Annotated in this window: 10 protein-coding genes; 7 read left to right on the forward strand and 3 right to left on the reverse strand. The window is 63.9% G+C overall.

Going from position 1 to position 14,406, the window contains the following annotated elements:
• The first annotated feature begins 98 nt into the window (after positions 1-98).
• The 6 genes from MOD31_RS10265 to MOD31_RS10290 all read left to right on the forward strand — a co-directional run bounded on the left by MOD31_RS10265 (position 99) and on the right by MOD31_RS10290 (position 6,905).
• Complete coding sequence (locus MOD31_RS10265; protein WP_250820512.1) at positions 99-506, forward strand: L-rhamnose mutarotase; 408 nt, start codon at positions 99-101, stop codon at positions 504-506.
• Positions 503-1,669, forward strand: a complete 1,167-nt coding sequence (gene rhaI / locus MOD31_RS10270) for an L-rhamnose isomerase (protein ID WP_026543299.1) — start codon at positions 503-505, stop codon at positions 1,667-1,669. Before MOD31_RS10265 ends, rhaI begins: the two co-directional genes overlap by 4 nt.
• A gap of 2 nt (positions 1,670-1,671) precedes the next feature.
• The gene (locus MOD31_RS10275) at positions 1,672-3,711 is read left to right on the forward strand and encodes a bifunctional aldolase/short-chain dehydrogenase (protein ID WP_250820513.1); all 2,040 of its coding nucleotides are present in this window, start codon (positions 1,672-1,674) and stop codon (positions 3,709-3,711) included.
• 8 nt (positions 3,712-3,719) lie between these two features.
• Complete coding sequence (locus MOD31_RS10280; protein WP_250820514.1) at positions 3,720-5,231, forward strand: rhamnulokinase family protein; 1,512 nt, start codon at positions 3,720-3,722, stop codon at positions 5,229-5,231.
• Positions 5,232-5,386: 155 nt separating this feature from the next.
• Positions 5,387-5,818: an aspartate 1-decarboxylase gene (panD, locus tag MOD31_RS10285; protein WP_178995752.1), complete on the forward strand. Its 432-nt coding sequence runs from the start codon at positions 5,387-5,389 to the stop codon at positions 5,816-5,818.
• A 160-nt stretch (positions 5,819-5,978) separates the two neighbouring features.
• Positions 5,979-6,905 (forward strand): AEC family transporter, encoded by a 927-nt coding sequence (locus MOD31_RS10290; protein WP_250820515.1) that lies wholly within the window; start codon positions 5,979-5,981, stop codon positions 6,903-6,905.
• Positions 6,906-6,925: 20 nt separating this feature from the next.
• Here the strand turns inward: MOD31_RS10290 and MOD31_RS10295 are convergent, their stop codons facing one another.
• The 3 genes from MOD31_RS10295 to MOD31_RS10305 form a co-directional block, all read right to left on the reverse strand.
• Complete coding sequence (locus MOD31_RS10295) at positions 6,926-9,562, reverse strand: trehalase-like domain-containing protein (RefSeq protein ID WP_250820516.1); 2,637 nt, start codon at positions 9,560-9,562, stop codon at positions 6,926-6,928.
• Between the two features lie 180 nt (positions 9,563-9,742).
• Positions 9,743-11,104: an aspartate aminotransferase family protein gene (locus MOD31_RS10300; protein ID WP_250820517.1), complete on the reverse strand. Its 1,362-nt coding sequence runs from the start codon at positions 11,102-11,104 to the stop codon at positions 9,743-9,745.
• Positions 11,105-11,147: 43 nt separating this feature from the next.
• A complete protein-coding gene (locus tag MOD31_RS10305) occupies positions 11,148-12,635 on the reverse strand; it encodes a CoA-acylating methylmalonate-semialdehyde dehydrogenase (protein ID WP_250820518.1) in 1,488 nt (495 codons plus the stop codon).
• A 113-nt stretch (positions 12,636-12,748) separates the two neighbouring features.
• On the opposite strand from MOD31_RS10305, the gene MOD31_RS10310 reads away from it, so the two are divergent.
• Positions 12,749-14,389 (forward strand): PucR family transcriptional regulator ligand-binding domain-containing protein, encoded by a 1,641-nt coding sequence (locus tag MOD31_RS10310; protein WP_250820519.1) that lies wholly within the window; start codon positions 12,749-12,751, stop codon positions 14,387-14,389.
• The last annotated feature ends 17 nt before the right edge of the window (positions 14,390-14,406 follow it).

Consider the following 14,406-nt stretch of genomic DNA (forward strand, 5'->3'; position numbering starts at 1 on the left):
ATGTGTTGGAAACGCCTTGACACCCTCCCGTTTACGAGGGTAATTTGAATCGTAACAAATGAAACGATTCAAAGACGAGTAACCCTGGAGATCCGCACATGAGGGTTTGTTTCCGCTCTTCAGTCCAGCCGGAACTGATGGCCGAGTACAAGCAGCGCCACGCCGCCGTATGGCCGGAGATGCTGTCCGCACTGAAAAACGCAGGGTGGAACAACTACTCCCTGTTCCTCGCTCCCGATGGCCAACTGATCGGCTACCTGGAATGCGAAGACTACGAGGCCGCCCAAGCTCGCATGGCTGTCACGGCGATCAATGCCCGCTGGCAGGCCGAGATGGCCACCCTCTTCGCTAACAGCGATGTCCCTCCGGACCAGGGTTTCGAAGTCATTGAAGAAGTTTTCAACCTTGAAGACCAGCTTGCCGCGGCGGACGACGTCACAGCCGCCGCCGGCGTCACACATATAGATAAAGACCCCGCCCACGAGTACCAAAAGGAACAAGCATGAACACCACAGAATCGGCCCTGGGCCGTCTAGGGGAACTGGCCATTGAAGTGCCGTCCTGGGCCTATGGGAATTCCGGGACCCGGTTCAAGGTCTTCGGCACCCCCGGTACACCGCGCACCGTTCAGGAAAAGATCGCCGACGCCGCCAAGGTTCACGAACTCACGGGGCTCGCTCCTACTGTGGCGCTGCACATTCCCTGGGACAAGGTTGATGACTACGCAGCGCTGCGTGAATACGCTGCAGGGTTGGGCGTCGGGCTGGGTACCATCAACTCCAACACCTTCCAGGATGACGAGTACAAGTTCGGCTCCTTGACGTCCTCCAACGAGTCCGTGCGTCGCCGGGCCATCGATCACCACCTGGAGTGCATCGAGATCATGCACGCCACCGGGTCCAAGGACCTGAAGATCTGGCTGGCTGACGGCACCAACTACCCGGGCCAGGACGATATCCGCGGCCGCCAGGACCGCCTTGCCGAGTCCCTCCAAGAGATCTACGCGGGCCTCGGTGACGAGCAGCGCCTGGTACTGGAATACAAGTTCTTCGAGCCCGCTTTCTACCACACCGATGTTCCGGACTGGGGAACCTCCTACGCTCAGACCCTTGCACTCGGTGAGAAGGCTTTCGTCTGCCTCGACACCGGCCACCACGCCCCGGGCACCAACATCGAATTCATCGTGATGCAGCTCTTGCGTCTGGGCAAGCTGGGTTCCTTCGACTTCAACTCCCGCTTCTACGCCGACGATGACCTGATTGTTGGCGCGGCTGATCCTTTCCAACTGTTCCGCATCATGCACGAGGTCATCCGCGGTGGCGGCTTCGGCAAGGACTCCGGTGTCGCGCTGATGCTGGACCAGTGCCACAACCTCGAAGAGAAGATCCCGGGCCAGATCCGCTCGGTCCTCAACGTCCAGGAAATGACCGCCCGCGCCCTGCTCGTGGACACCGCAGCACTCTCCGAAGCACAGCGCGCCGGGGATGTCCTGGCCGCCAACGGCATCTTCAACGATGCCTTCTACACCGACGTCCGCCCGGTCCTGGCCGAGTGGCGCGAATCCCGCGGCCTGCCCGCCGACCCGATGGCCGCGTACAAGGCCAGCGGATACCAGAAGAAGATCAACGAGGACCGCGCAGGCGGCCAGCAAGCCGGATGGGGCGCCTAAGCATGACTACCAACACCACTGTTGAAGAACTGATTTCCCGTTCCAACCGACTCGGCGCGGACAAACGGAACACCAACTTCGCCGGCGGCAACACCTCCGCCAAGGGCACCGAGAAGGATCCTGTCACCGGCCAGGACGTTGAGCTCCTGTGGGTCAAAGGCTCCGGCGGCGACCTCGGCACTTTGAAGGCTGAGAACCTCGCAGTACTCCGGCTGGACCGACTGCAGGCGCTCAAGTCCGTTTACCCCGGCGTCGAGCGTGAAGACGAAATGGTGGCCGCGTTCGATTACTGCCTGCACGGAAAGGGCGGCGCGGCGCCGTCCATTGATACCGCCATGCACGGGCTCGTGGACGCTGCGCACGTTGACCACCTGCACCCTGACTCGGGGATTGCCATTGCGACGGCGGTGGACGGCGAGGCACTGACCTCCAAGGTCTTCGGCGACAAGGTGGTGTGGGTTCCGTGGCGTCGGCCCGGTTTCCAGCTCGGCTTGGACATCGCGGCGATCAAGGAAGCCAACCCGCAGGCCATCGGCACCATCCTGGGCGGCCACGGCATCACCGCGTGGGGTGCCACCAGCGAAGAAGCCGAGGCCAACTCGCTCTGGATCATCGATACTGCCGAGAACTACATCAAGGACAACGGCAAGACTGAGCCCTTCGGCGCCCAGCTTCCCGGCTACGGCGCCCTCCCCGAAGCTGAGCGCCGTGCCAAGGCAGCCGCCCTCGCTCCGGTGATCCGCGGCCTGGCTTCCACGGACAAACCGCAGCTGGGGCACTTCAGCGATGACGCAGTCGTGCTTGAATTCCTTGAGTCGGCAGAGCACCCGCGCCTCGGCGCGCTGGGCACCTCCTGCCCGGACCACTTCCTCCGCACCAAGGTCAAGCCGCTGGTTCTGGACCTGCCGGCCGACGCCACCATCGAGGAGTCAACCAACCGCCTCAAGGAACTGCACGCCGCGTATCGCGAGGACTACCAGGCGTACTACGACCGTCATGCAGACGAAAACAGCCCGGCCCTCCGCGGTGCGGACCCGGCCATCGTGCTGATCCCCGGCGTGGGCATGTACTCCTTCGGCAAGGACAAGCAGACCGCACGCGTGGCCGGCGAGTTCTACATCAACGCCATCAACGTGATGCGCGGCGCCGAGGCCATCTCCACCTACGCCCCGATCGAGGAATCCGAGAAATTCCGCATCGAGTACTGGGCCTTGGAAGAAGCCAAGCTCGCCCGCATGCCCAAGCCCAAGTCCCACGCCACCCGCATCGCGCTGGTGACCGGAGCGGCATCGGGCATTGGCAAGGCGATCGCCACCCGTCTGGCGTCCGACGGCGCGTGCGTCGTGATTGCCGACCTCAACCTTGAGAACGCGCAAAAGGTCGCCGAGGAACTGGGCGGTTCCGACGTCGCCATCGGCGTCCAGGCCGACGTGACCGACGAAGCCCAGATCGCTGCTGCCATCCAGGAAGCCGTGCTCGCGTTCGGTGGCCTGGACCTGGTGGTCAACAACGCCGGCCTGTCTATTTCGAAGCCGCTGCTGGAAACCACCGAAAAGGACTGGGACCTCCAGCACAACGTCATGGCCAAGGGCTCGTTCCTGGTGTCCAAGGCCGCGGCCAAGGTCATGATCGATCAAGGCCTGGGCGGAGACATCATCTACATCTCCTCCAAGAACTCCGTGTTCGCCGGCCCCAACAACATCGCCTACTCCGCCACCAAGGCGGACCAGGCCCACCAGGTCCGCCTGCTCGCCGCTGAACTGGGCGATCACGGCATCCGCGTCAACGGCATCAACCCCGACGGCGTGGTCCGCGGCTCCGGCATCTTCGCCGGCGGCTGGGGCGCCAAGCGTGCAGCGGTCTACGGCGTGGACGAGCAGGAACTGGGCAAGTACTACGCCCAGCGCACCCTCCTCAAGCGCGAAGTCCTCCCCGAACACGTGGCCAACGCCGCGTCCGTGCTTACCAGCAACGAGCTCTCCCACACCACCGGCCTCCACATCCCCGTGGACGCCGGCGTGGCAGCCGCCTTCCTCCGCTAGGACCAACAGTGACCCACGGAACCACCGTGAACACCGCCCCGGCACACGCCGGGGCGGTGTCCGCTCCCGCAGCCCCCAACGCAGTGTTCGCAGCAATAGATATCGGGGCCTCGTCCGGCCGCGTCATGCTCGGCCGCGTCTCCTCCTCCACAGGCGTTTCGCTCGAGACCATCCACCGCTTCCCCAACGGAGTAGTGGAGCTCGACGGCGGCCTCCACTGGGACTTCGACGCCCTCTTCGCAGAGGTACTCAAGGGTCTGACGGCTGCCGGCGTTGCTGCGCGGGTAAGCAACGAGCGCATCGTCAGCATCGGCATCGACACCTGGGCTGTGGACTACGGCCTGGTGAACGACGCCGGTGAACTCACCTCGGTTCCGTTCAGCTACCGGGACGAGCGCAGCCGGGCCACGGTGCAGCGGGTGCATGCAGCCGTTCCGCCGGAAAAGTTGTACGCCACCACCGGCTTGCAATATCTGCAGTTCAACACGATCTACCAGCTCGCTGCCGAACCGCATTTGGAAGGGCTGCAGGCTCTGCTGATCCCGGACCTGATCGCTTTCCTGCTGACAGGTGAGCGCAGGACCGAGGCCACCAACGCGTCCACCACGGGACTCTTCGATGCCGTGAAAGGTGAGTGGGCAACAGAATTCCTGGACGCGCTGGGCCTGCCCCGGAACGGCTTCCCTCCACTGGTCCAGCCCGGAGAAACTGTGGGCACACTGCTCCCGGGGATCCTGGAGCGGACCGGCCTGCCCGCTGAGACCACAGTGGTGGCTGTCGGCTCGCACGACACAGCCTCGGCCGTCGCAGCCGTTCCCGCCCGGGAACAGGACTTCGCTTACATCTCCTCCGGCACATGGTCGCTGGTAGGAGTGGAACTGAACAAGCCTGTGCTGACTGAAACAAGCCGCAAGGCCAACTTCACCAACGAACGCGGCGTGGACGGCACCATCCGGTACCTGCGAAACGTAGGCGGCCTGTGGCTGCTCAGCGAATGTCAGAGGGCTTGGGCTGCGCAGGGGTTCAGCCAATCACTGCCGGCATTGTTGGACTCAGCTGCGGCGCTGCCTGAGGGCGGCCCACAGATCAACGCCGACGACCCCGCCTTCACCGCCCCGGACAACATGCCGGACCGCATCCGCGCAGCCGTGCGCAACACAGGTGCGCTGCTCGCAGACCGTCCTGCCGCCGTCGTGCGTTGCATCATGGACAGCCTCGCGGCCGGCTACGCTCGCACACTGGCCGACGCCGAACGGCTCACCGGCCGCAGCGTGGACGTGGTGCACATTGTGGGCGGCGGTTCGCAGAACCGGCTTCTGTGCCAGCTCACCGCGAATGCCACCGGAAAGCCTGTGGTTTCAGGACCTGTCGAAGCCACCGCGCTGGGCAACGTGCTGGTGCAGGCGCGTGCTGCCGGTGTGGTGGATGGCGGACTGGACCAGCTGCGTAAGCTGGCTGCCGCCGGAACGGAGCTGGCGCGCTACGAGCCGGCCCCTGAGGTCAGCGGCGTGGCCTTCTGACCCTCATTGGCAAGAGGATGGCCGCGAAACAACCCGCAGGGGTTGCTTTGCGGCCATCCATCGTTCAATCAAGGTCAGGAAGCCACACCGCCATCGGCCGAACGTCTGGTACGTCACAGCGCCGGATGAGGGTGCCGCGCTAAACTGATCGCATTATGATCCGCACAATGTTCAAGTCCAAGATCCACCGCGCGACGGTGACCCACGCCGACCTCCACTACGTCGGTTCCGTCACTGTCGACCTGGACCTCCTGGACGCGGCCGACATCCTTCCCGGCGAGCTCGTCTCCATTGTGGACGTCACCAACGGCGCCCGGCTGGAGACGTACACCATTGCCGGCGAGCGCGGTTCCGGCGTGATCGGGATCAACGGGGCGGCCGCCCATATGGTCCACGTTGGCGATACCGTCATCCTCATCACCTACGCTGAGATGACCACGGAAGAAGCCCGGACGTACGAGCCGCGGGTGGTCCACGTGGGCAAGGACAACAAGATCCTGCAGCTGGGCAATGACCCAGCCGAGGGCCATACTCCCGGGCTCATGCGCCCGCCGCACGCACTCAGTAACGCGGCGCACCTCAGCTAAGGCTCCACAGCAACGCTCGACGTCGGCACTCACCGGAGGGCCGACGTCGAGCGCGTTGTGAGTCCGTATGACGGAACTCTCGGCAGAAAACGCTTACTCGAACGGCGGTTCTGGCTAGGCTGGGAACCGTGACCCAGCAAACCCCCACCCGCACAGCGCCATGATCGGCGTCCTTTCCGGGTTCTTCGTGGTGTGGGCCATCATCCTGGTGGGCATGTTCGTTGGACGCCGGAACATCCTTGGCGAGAATGCCCGGTCCGTCCTAAGCTCGCTGACCTTCTTCGTGGCGAGCCCGGCGCTCCTGTTCGAGACCTTGAGCAAAGCCAAACTGCATGACGTCTTCGCCGCCCCGTTGCTGGTCACAGCCGTGGGCGCTGTGGTGACGGGCTTGCTGTTCTTCCTGATAGCGAAGTTCTGGCTGAAGCGGGCCATGCCCGAAGCCCTGATGTCCTCCATGAGCTCGTCCTTGGCCAACTCCGCCAACCTGGGCATCCCCATCGCCGTGTTCGTCCTGGGTGACGCCAGCTATGTGGCTCCCCTGCTGATCTTCCAGCTGGCGTTCTTCACGCCGATGTACCTGATGGCCCTGGACGCCAGCACCAGCTCGCACCGCACCACTCCCGTGCGTTTCCTGCTGATGATCGTGAAGAACCCCATGATTGTGGGCTCAGCGCTGGGGCTTCTGGTGGCGGGCACTGGATTTCAGGTCCCCACACTGATTTTGGAGCCCATCCACCTCATTGGCGGCGCAGCGATTCCGGCAATGCTGATGTCCTTCGGCATGAGCCTGAACGGGTCCAAGCCACTGCAAAAAGCCGCAGGCCGGAGGTTGGATACCTTGTTGGCCAGCGGATTCAAGCTGATTGTCCATCCCCTGATCGCCTACTTGTTCGCCCGCTTCGCCTTGGGCATGGACGGGCACGCGCTCTTTGCCGTGGTGGTCACCTCCGCGTTGCCCACAGCCCAGAACGTGTTCGTGGCGGCCAACCGCTACCAGGCAGGCATCACCGTGGCCAAGGACACCGTGCTCATCACCACGATTGTGGCAGTGCCAGCCATGATCGCCGTGGCGCTGCTGCTCGCCTAGCTGTGCCGCCCAAGCGAGGGCTACTCCACGTCCGCGCTGGCCAGGTAGTAGTCCAGGAGCTGGGCGCAGCGGATGAAGCCCAGATGCGAGTATGCCTGAGGATGGTTGCCCAGATGTGTTTCCGTGCCGGGATCGTACTCCTCCGGCAACAGGCCAGTGGGTCCGAACAGTGCCACCAACTGATTGAACAACTCCAAGGCATCATCCAAGCGGCCAACAGCCAGGTACGCCTCGATCAGCCAAGTGGTGCAAATGTGGAAGCCACCCTCCAAACCCGGCAGCCCGTCGTCGTACCTGTATCGGAAAACGGTGGGTCCCACACGCAGCTCGCGTTCAACCGCCGTGACGGTATCCAGGAAGCGCTGGTCCTGGACATCCAGCAGGCCCGAGAGCCCGATGTGCAGGACCGCGGCGTCCAGGTCAGGGCTGTCGTAAGCCACAGTGTAGGAAGCTGCGGACTCATCCCACCCCTCGCGAAGGACTTCCTCCCGGATGGTTGCGGCAGTGACGGCCCAGTCCGCATGAGGCCGGCGCCCATGCAGGGCGGCGGCCCGGAGGGCCCTGTCCAGCGTCACCCAGCACATCACTTTGGTGTAGACGTGATGCCTGGGGGCCCGTCGTGCTTCCCAAATCCCGTGGTCAGGTTCATGCCAGCGGGCCAGCACCGCATGGGCCATCTGCTCCATCAGGAACCAGTGTTCATCGGGCAGGAACCCGCGGCGTTCAGCAAGATCGTGGATCAGATCGGCGATGGGCCCGAACACATCCAGCTGCACCTGGTGGTCCGCCGCGTTGCCGATGCGCACCGGTCGTGACCCCGCATAGCCGGGCAGGCTTTCCACAATTGCCTCCGTGGAGAGCGGCGCACCCGTCACCGAGTACAGAGGGTGCAGCCACTCGGGCCCCGGCGCATTTTGAAGGATGCGGTCCAGCCAGGCAAGGAACCCGTCGGCCTCCTGCGTGGAGCCCAACGACACCAGGGAATTCACGGTCATGGACCCGTCACGCAGCCAGCAGTAGCGGTAATCCCAGTTTCGAGTCCCGCCGATACCCTCAGGCAAGGAGGTGGTGGGCGCGGCCAACACAGCGCCGGTGGGCTCATGAACGAGCGACTTCAGCACCAGGGCGGATCGGCGCACCAATGATGTTTTGATGCTGGGCAGCTGCAGTGCCTTGATCCACTCCCGGGAAGACTGCCCGACGGCGGTACGCCGGTTTGGTTCGCCGCCCGGGTCCGCGGGTGGCGGCTCGGTGTCACCGCAGCGAAGGTTCAACACCACAGGGCCATGGTTAAGCGGAACCTCTGCGGTGGCCGTGGCGTATTTGCCGTCGCTGGTGATCCGGAATGAAACCCCGGGTGCGGAGAGGATGATGGGGTCCGATGTACCCATGATGTGGACGTCGTCGCCGCGGATCTCCATGCTGAAGGGCGCGTTGGCATAGTCCGGCCTGGGCGCAAAAACCACGCGTGCGGTGCCCGTCCCGGAGAGCACCCGCACCAGGCTGGTGATCCCTTCGGGTGCAGGTTCCAAGTAGTCGGTCACCGTCACGTCAGCCCAGCGCGTCTCCACGATCATGGTGTTATCCACATACCGCTGAGCCAGCACCTGCGATGGCTTCACCGGTTCTATGCTGAAGTGACCGGCGGGTTCACCGCCAAGAATGTGGGCAAATATGGATCCGGAATCCGGAAGGGGGTGACTCATCCAGCAGACTTTGGCGTCCGGGGTCAGCAATGCTGTGGAGCTCCCGTTGCCGATCATGGAATGCCGTTCCAGCCCCACCGCATCTTCGCCAAACAGCCACGCCCGCCGGAGTTCGAACAGCAACGCCAGTACGCGCGCAAAGGCTTCCGGGTCAGCGATGGTGTGCGCCGCCGTCGTATCCCCGGGGCCCACATGAAGGCCGAGGTCCGGTCCGCGCAGGGTGGCGATTGCTTTTTCGTCGCTCTCGGCGTCACCGGCGTACAGCGCGGCACTTACCCCGAGCCGTGCACGTAGCTGCTCAAGCGCCTGGCCTTTGGCCGGCTCTTCCACGGTGAGGTCCAGGACGGAGCCGTCGATGATGAAGTAGAGCCCGAACTCGATGGCGATCTTCTGCGAAAGGAAAACCACCCTGTCCACTACCTCGGGTGTGGCCGGCCGGGTATGCACCGCTACCCCCACGGGCTTGCGGACAATGCTGATGCCCTTCTCAAAGCCCACCGCCTCGGTCAGCGCCGTAGCCACGTGTTGGAGCAACTGTTCCGTGGCCAGGGAAAGGGTGTAGGCGTAGCCCATGTCGAACTCCACACCGTGGGAACCCACCAGATGAACCTCGGCCGGAAGCCGCGAAACCGCTGCAAGATCCCGCAAGGAGCGTCCGGAAATGATGGCCGTGTGAGTATTGGGCAAGGCTGCGAGCGCACGGAGCGCCACCGCCGCGCTATCCAACGGCAGCGTTTCGGTGGAAACCCCCTCGGCGGAGCAAAGTGTTCCACCGTAGTTGCACGCCACCAGCAGGCCTGGGACGCGGGCGAGTTCCCTGAGTTCTGCAAAAAGCTGCGGCGTGATTCCATTCTCCGCGTCAGACTGGAGAACGGTACGGAGGAGGCCAAGCGGGAGAGACTTCATGAGCAGCGCCGAGTCGGCTACTGCTTGGTTCAGGTGAGTAGGCATGGCGAATCCTTCCGGGGCGGATAGTTACAGTCTCCGCCCCATCGGTTTCGCTTGACTACCTAGTAGATTGCAAACGCGTAAAGCTTTTCCATGGATTAAACGCGGCCGGATCTATCCGCGGCAGGTCCCGCCCCCGAGCGCCTCCTACCGGCTCGGGGAGCAGGACCTGTCGCGGTCCACCTACTGCGCGAACGTATCCGCGATATCCAGGACCTCGTCCAGAATGGCCAGGCCCGCCCGGGCGTCCTCATCACTGATATTGCACGGCGGAACCACATGGATGCGGTTGAAGTTCGCAAAGGGGATGAGTCCGCGCGACTTGCACGCCGCCACGAGTTGGTTCATTTCAGGGCTGGAAGAACCGTACGGAGCCAACGGTTCGCGGGTGCCGCGGTCCTTGACCAGCTCGATGGCCCAGAAAACGCCCAGGCCGCGCACTTCGCCCACGGAGCGGTGGCGTTCGGCGAATCCGGCGAGCGCCGGGCCGATCACGTCGGTGCCCAGGTTTGCCGCGTGCTGCACCATGCCTTCGCGTTCCATGGCGTTGATGGTGGCCACTGCGGCCGCGGTAGCCAGGGGGTGGCCTGAGTAGGTCAGCCCGCCGGGATAGGCGCGTGTACCGAAAGTGGCTGCGATTTCCGGGCTGATGGCAACGCCACCAAGCGGTACGTAGCCGGAGTTCACTCCTTTCGCGAAGGTGATGAGGTCCGGGACAACGTCAAAATGCTCGACGGCGAACCACTTGCCGGTGCGTCCGAAGCCGGCCATGACCTCGTCGGCGATGAAGACTATTCCGTGCTTGGTGCACAGTTCCCGCACACCCTGCATGTATCCGGCCGGAGGAACGTAGATCCCCGCCGTTCCGGGGATGCTCTCCAACATGATGGCCGCGATGCTGGAGGGGCCTTCGAACTCGATCAGCTGTTCCAGGTGCTCCAAGGCGCGCTGGGCTTCTTCTGCCTCGGTGGTGGAGTGGAATGCCGTGCGGTAGAGGTATGGCGGGAAGAAGTGGATGGTGCCCGTGGAGCCGTTGTCGCTGGCCCACCGCCGTGGGTCTCCGGTGATGTTAACGGCTAAGTGCGTTCCGCCATGGTAGGAGCGGTAGGCGGAGAGGACCTTGTGGCGGCCCGTGTGCAAGCGGGCCATCCGGACGGCGTGCTCGTTGGCGTCCGCTCCGCCGTTGGTGAAGAAGATCCTGTCCAGCTCCCCCGGGGTTCGCTCGGCGATCAACCGTGCGGCTTCGGATCGGGCGTCGTTGACGTAGCTGGGAGCAATAGTGCACAGCTTGGCTGCCTGTGCGGCGATTGCTGCGACGACGGCAGGGTGCTGGTGCCCGATGTTGGTGTTGACCAGCTGGGAAGAGAAGTCCAGGTACTTGTTGCCCTCACCGTCCCAAACGTGTGAGCCCTCTGCGGCTGTGATGACCATGGGATCCAGGGTGTCCTGTGCGGACCAGGAGTGGAAGACGTGTTGACGGTCAAGATCGTAGGCGCGCTGGGCTGCCTCACGATCCGTCTGCTGCGGTTCAAGAATGGCGGTCATGATGGTTTTCCTGACGTCGTCTCTGAGTAGTTCGGGGGAACGCTTAGGAGTTTTGCGGGAAACCGAGGTTGATCCCGCCGTGGCTGGGATCCAGCCAGCGGGTGGTGACGGCTTTGCCCCGGGTGAAGAAGCCCACTCCTTCAGAACCGTGGGCGTGGGTGTCTCCGAACAGGGAGTTCTTCCATCCGCCAAACGAGTAGTAGGCCATGGGCACCGGGACGGGGACGTTGATGCCAACCATTCCCACCTCAACCTCATTTTCGAAGCGGCGGGCGGCACCGCCGTCGTTCGTGAAAATCGCGGTGCCGTTGCCGTACGGGTTGGCGTTGATGGTGGCCAGGGCGTCGTCGTAGCTGTCCACCCGCACCACTGAGAGCACCGGGCCGAAGATCTCTTCCTGGTAGATGGACATGTCCGTGGTGACGTGATCGAACAGGGTGGGGCCTACGAAGAAGCCGTCGCCTTCGGAGTCGGGAACTACGCTGCGACCGTCGACGACGAGCGTGGCACCTGCCGCTTCACCGGCGTCGATGTATCCGGACACCTTGTCCCTGTGCTGGGAGGTCACCAGCGGGCCCATATCGCAACCTCGCAGTCCATCGCCGGTGCGCAGCGAGCGGGCACGGTCAGCGATTTTATCCACCAAAGCATCAGCGATGTCGCCGACGGCCAGCAGCGCCGAGACAGCCATGCACCGTTCACCGGCCGAACCGAACCCGGCGTTGACGGCGGCGTCGGCGGCGAGGTCAAGATCGGCGTCGGGCAGGACAATCATGTGGTTCTTCGCGCCGCCCAAGGCTTGGACCCGCTTGCCGTGGGCGGTGGCGGTCTCGTAGACGTACTTGGCAATCGGGGTGGATCCCACAAAGGAAACGGCCTTGACGTCGGGGTGTGTCAGCAGGGTATCCACCGCTACTTTGTCACCGTGAAGGACGTTGAAGACGCCGTCGGGAAGGCCGGCTTCCTTCCAGAGCTCGGCCACCCAGTTGACGGCCGTGGGGTCCTTCTCGCTGGGCTTGATGATCACGGTGTTGCCTGCCGCGATGGCGATGGGGAAGAACCACATGGGGACCATTGCCGGGAAGTTGAACGGGCTGATGATTGCCACGGGACCCAGCGCTTGCCGGATGGAGTGGATGTCCACCTTGGTGGAGGCGTTTTCGGTGTAGCTGCCCTTGAGCAGGTGCGGAATACCGCAGGCGAACTCCACCACTTCCTGGCCGCGGCTTACTTCGCCCAGGGCGTCGTCCAGGACCTTGCCATGCTCGGAGGTGATGATCGCGGCGAGCTCGTCCTTGCGGGAGTTGAGGAGCTCACGGAAAGCGAAAAGAACCTGGGTTCGGCGGGCCAGGGAGGTATCGCGCCACGCCGGGAAGGCCGCTTTGGCGGCGGCGACTGCGGTGTTTCCGTCCTCCACGCTGGCCAGGGCAACCTGCCCGGTGACCTTACCCGTGGCCGGGTTGGTAACGGGAGCGGTGCGGTCTCCGGCCGGGACGTAGCTGCCGTTGATCCAGTGCTCGATGGTGTTCAAGAGTTCTCCTTGGTGCGGGGTGATGTGAAGGCTGGATTCAGTCTGTCCGGCGTTCAGCAGCCGCAGTAGGGCCTATGTGTAAGAGAATTCCTTGAGAGCCTTACACTGTGTAAATGCTGCCCACTGTTCGCGCCGTCCTTGAGCTTCCCGTGTTGCGGGCCGCCGTACCCACCGTTCTTGGCGGTACTGACCGCTTGGAGGAGCCCGTTCGCTGGGTGCACGTCAGCGAAATTCTCGACGTCGGCGGCCTGCTGTCCGGCGGGGAATTGGTGCTGACCACAGGACTGGAGTTGGAGAAGTCCCCGGAAGAGTCGGCGTCGTTCATCTCTTCGCTGGAGGCCGCCGGAGCGGCCGGACTGATTGTGGAACTCATTGGCCAGCGCCCCCGCAGCCGCAGGGCCCTGGAGAAAGCGGCCCGCTCCGCCTCCATGCCCGTGGTTGTGGTGGAGCGTCGGGTGCGCTTTGTCCAGGTCACGGAGATTGTGCACAGGATGATCGTGGCTGAACAACTGGAGCGTGTGGAACGTGCCCGCGACGTCCATGAGGCCTTCACCGTGCTGAGCTTGGAAAGTGCCGACACCCAACGTGTGGTGGAGCAAGCGGCCTCCATGATCGGTGCATCGGTAGTGCTGGAGGACCTCTCACACCTGGTTCTTGCCTATGCCGGGCAGCGCGTATCCACCACGGATCTTCTGAACGACTGGGAGCGGCGATCCCGGACCACCCCCTTCCCTGCCCACACCGCACGATCCGGACCGGAACAGTGGCTCCAGGCGGCAGTGGGAGTACGGCAACAAGTGTGGGGCAGGTTGGTAGTGCCTATGCCACCCGCCGATTTGGACGCTGATCAGGACATGGCCATCATGGTTCTGGAACGGGCGGCCCAGACCCTGGCCATCAACCGATTGGCGGAACGCGATCAGCGCGAGCTCAGCCACCATGCGCAAGCCGGACTCCTGAACGCACTCCGCCAACCCCGTGGGCTCAGCGAAGCAGAAGCATTGGCACGCGCCGGTTCCTTGGGGTTGAAGCGATCCTCCTACTATGTGCCGCTCGTATTCAGGACTGCCCTCACAGCATGGGGTTCGCCCATCCTTTCCGGCGACCCCTTCGCCGGCCAGCAGGACGAGCGCGAACTCTTGGAGAGGCTGGCCAAAGCATTGAAGTCCAGCGCCGGCACAGCGTTGGCGGCAAGCATCCAGTCCGGTTCAGTAGGAATGATCCTTTCCCTCCCCGCCCGGCAGCAGGAGGAACCGACGCTCCACATCCTCTCGGAGGCAGCCGCCGGTCCGGCTGAGGCCACACCCCCCGGCTGGATCATCGGAGTTGGCCGTCTGCAGCCAACGCTCTTGGAGGCCGCAGCGGGCATCGACGAAGCAGCGCATGTGGCCGAAAGCGCCGCCACGCTCCGGGATACGGGCAAGCCCTACTTCCGGGCTACGGACGTGCGCCTCCGCGGGCTGCTGGCTCTCTTGCGCAAGGATCCCCGCGTTCAGCAGTTCGTGGAGTCGGAGTTGTCCGCCGTCCTCCGAGCGGATGCCGAAGGCAAAGGCGAATACCTGGACCTGCTGGGACGGTACCTCGGATCCGGTGGCAACAAGGCCGCCATGGCACGCAGTGGCTACCTGAGCCGGCCCACTCTTTACGCCAGGCTCAGGAAACTCGAGGATCTGCTGGGGGTGGATTTGGAGGACGCGGAATCGCGGACCTCACTGCACGTGGCGCTCCTGGCACACCTCATCCGGGGGCAGTGACGTCTCGCTGTTGATGG

The organism is Paenarthrobacter sp. TYUT067 (assembly GCF_023656375.1).
Taxonomy (GTDB): domain Bacteria; phylum Actinomycetota; class Actinomycetes; order Actinomycetales; family Micrococcaceae; genus Arthrobacter.

Bases quoted from the DNA above. Each gene is read 5' to 3' on its own strand.
- MOD31_RS10265 (WP_250820512.1), top strand. From the start codon at position 99: ATGAGGGTTTGTTTCCGCTCTTCAGTCCAGCCGGAACTGATGGCCGAG.
- rhaI (WP_026543299.1), top strand. From the start codon at position 503: ATGAACACCACAGAATCGGCCCTGGGCCGTCTAGGGGAACTGGCCATT.
- MOD31_RS10275 (WP_250820513.1), top strand. From the start codon at position 1,672: ATGACTACCAACACCACTGTTGAAGAACTGATTTCCCGTTCCAACCGA.
- panD (WP_178995752.1), top strand. From the start codon at position 5,387: ATGATCCGCACAATGTTCAAGTCCAAGATCCACCGCGCGACGGTGACC.
- MOD31_RS10290 (WP_250820515.1), top strand. From the start codon at position 5,979: ATGATCGGCGTCCTTTCCGGGTTCTTCGTGGTGTGGGCCATCATCCTG.
- MOD31_RS10295 (WP_250820516.1), bottom strand. From the start codon at position 9,562: ATGCCTACTCACCTGAACCAAGCAGTAGCCGACTCGGCGCTGCTCATG.
- MOD31_RS10300 (WP_250820517.1), bottom strand. From the start codon at position 11,104: ATGACCGCCATTCTTGAACCGCAGCAGACGGATCGTGAGGCAGCCCAG.
- MOD31_RS10310 (WP_250820519.1), top strand. From the start codon at position 12,749: ATGCTGCCCACTGTTCGCGCCGTCCTTGAGCTTCCCGTGTTGCGGGCC.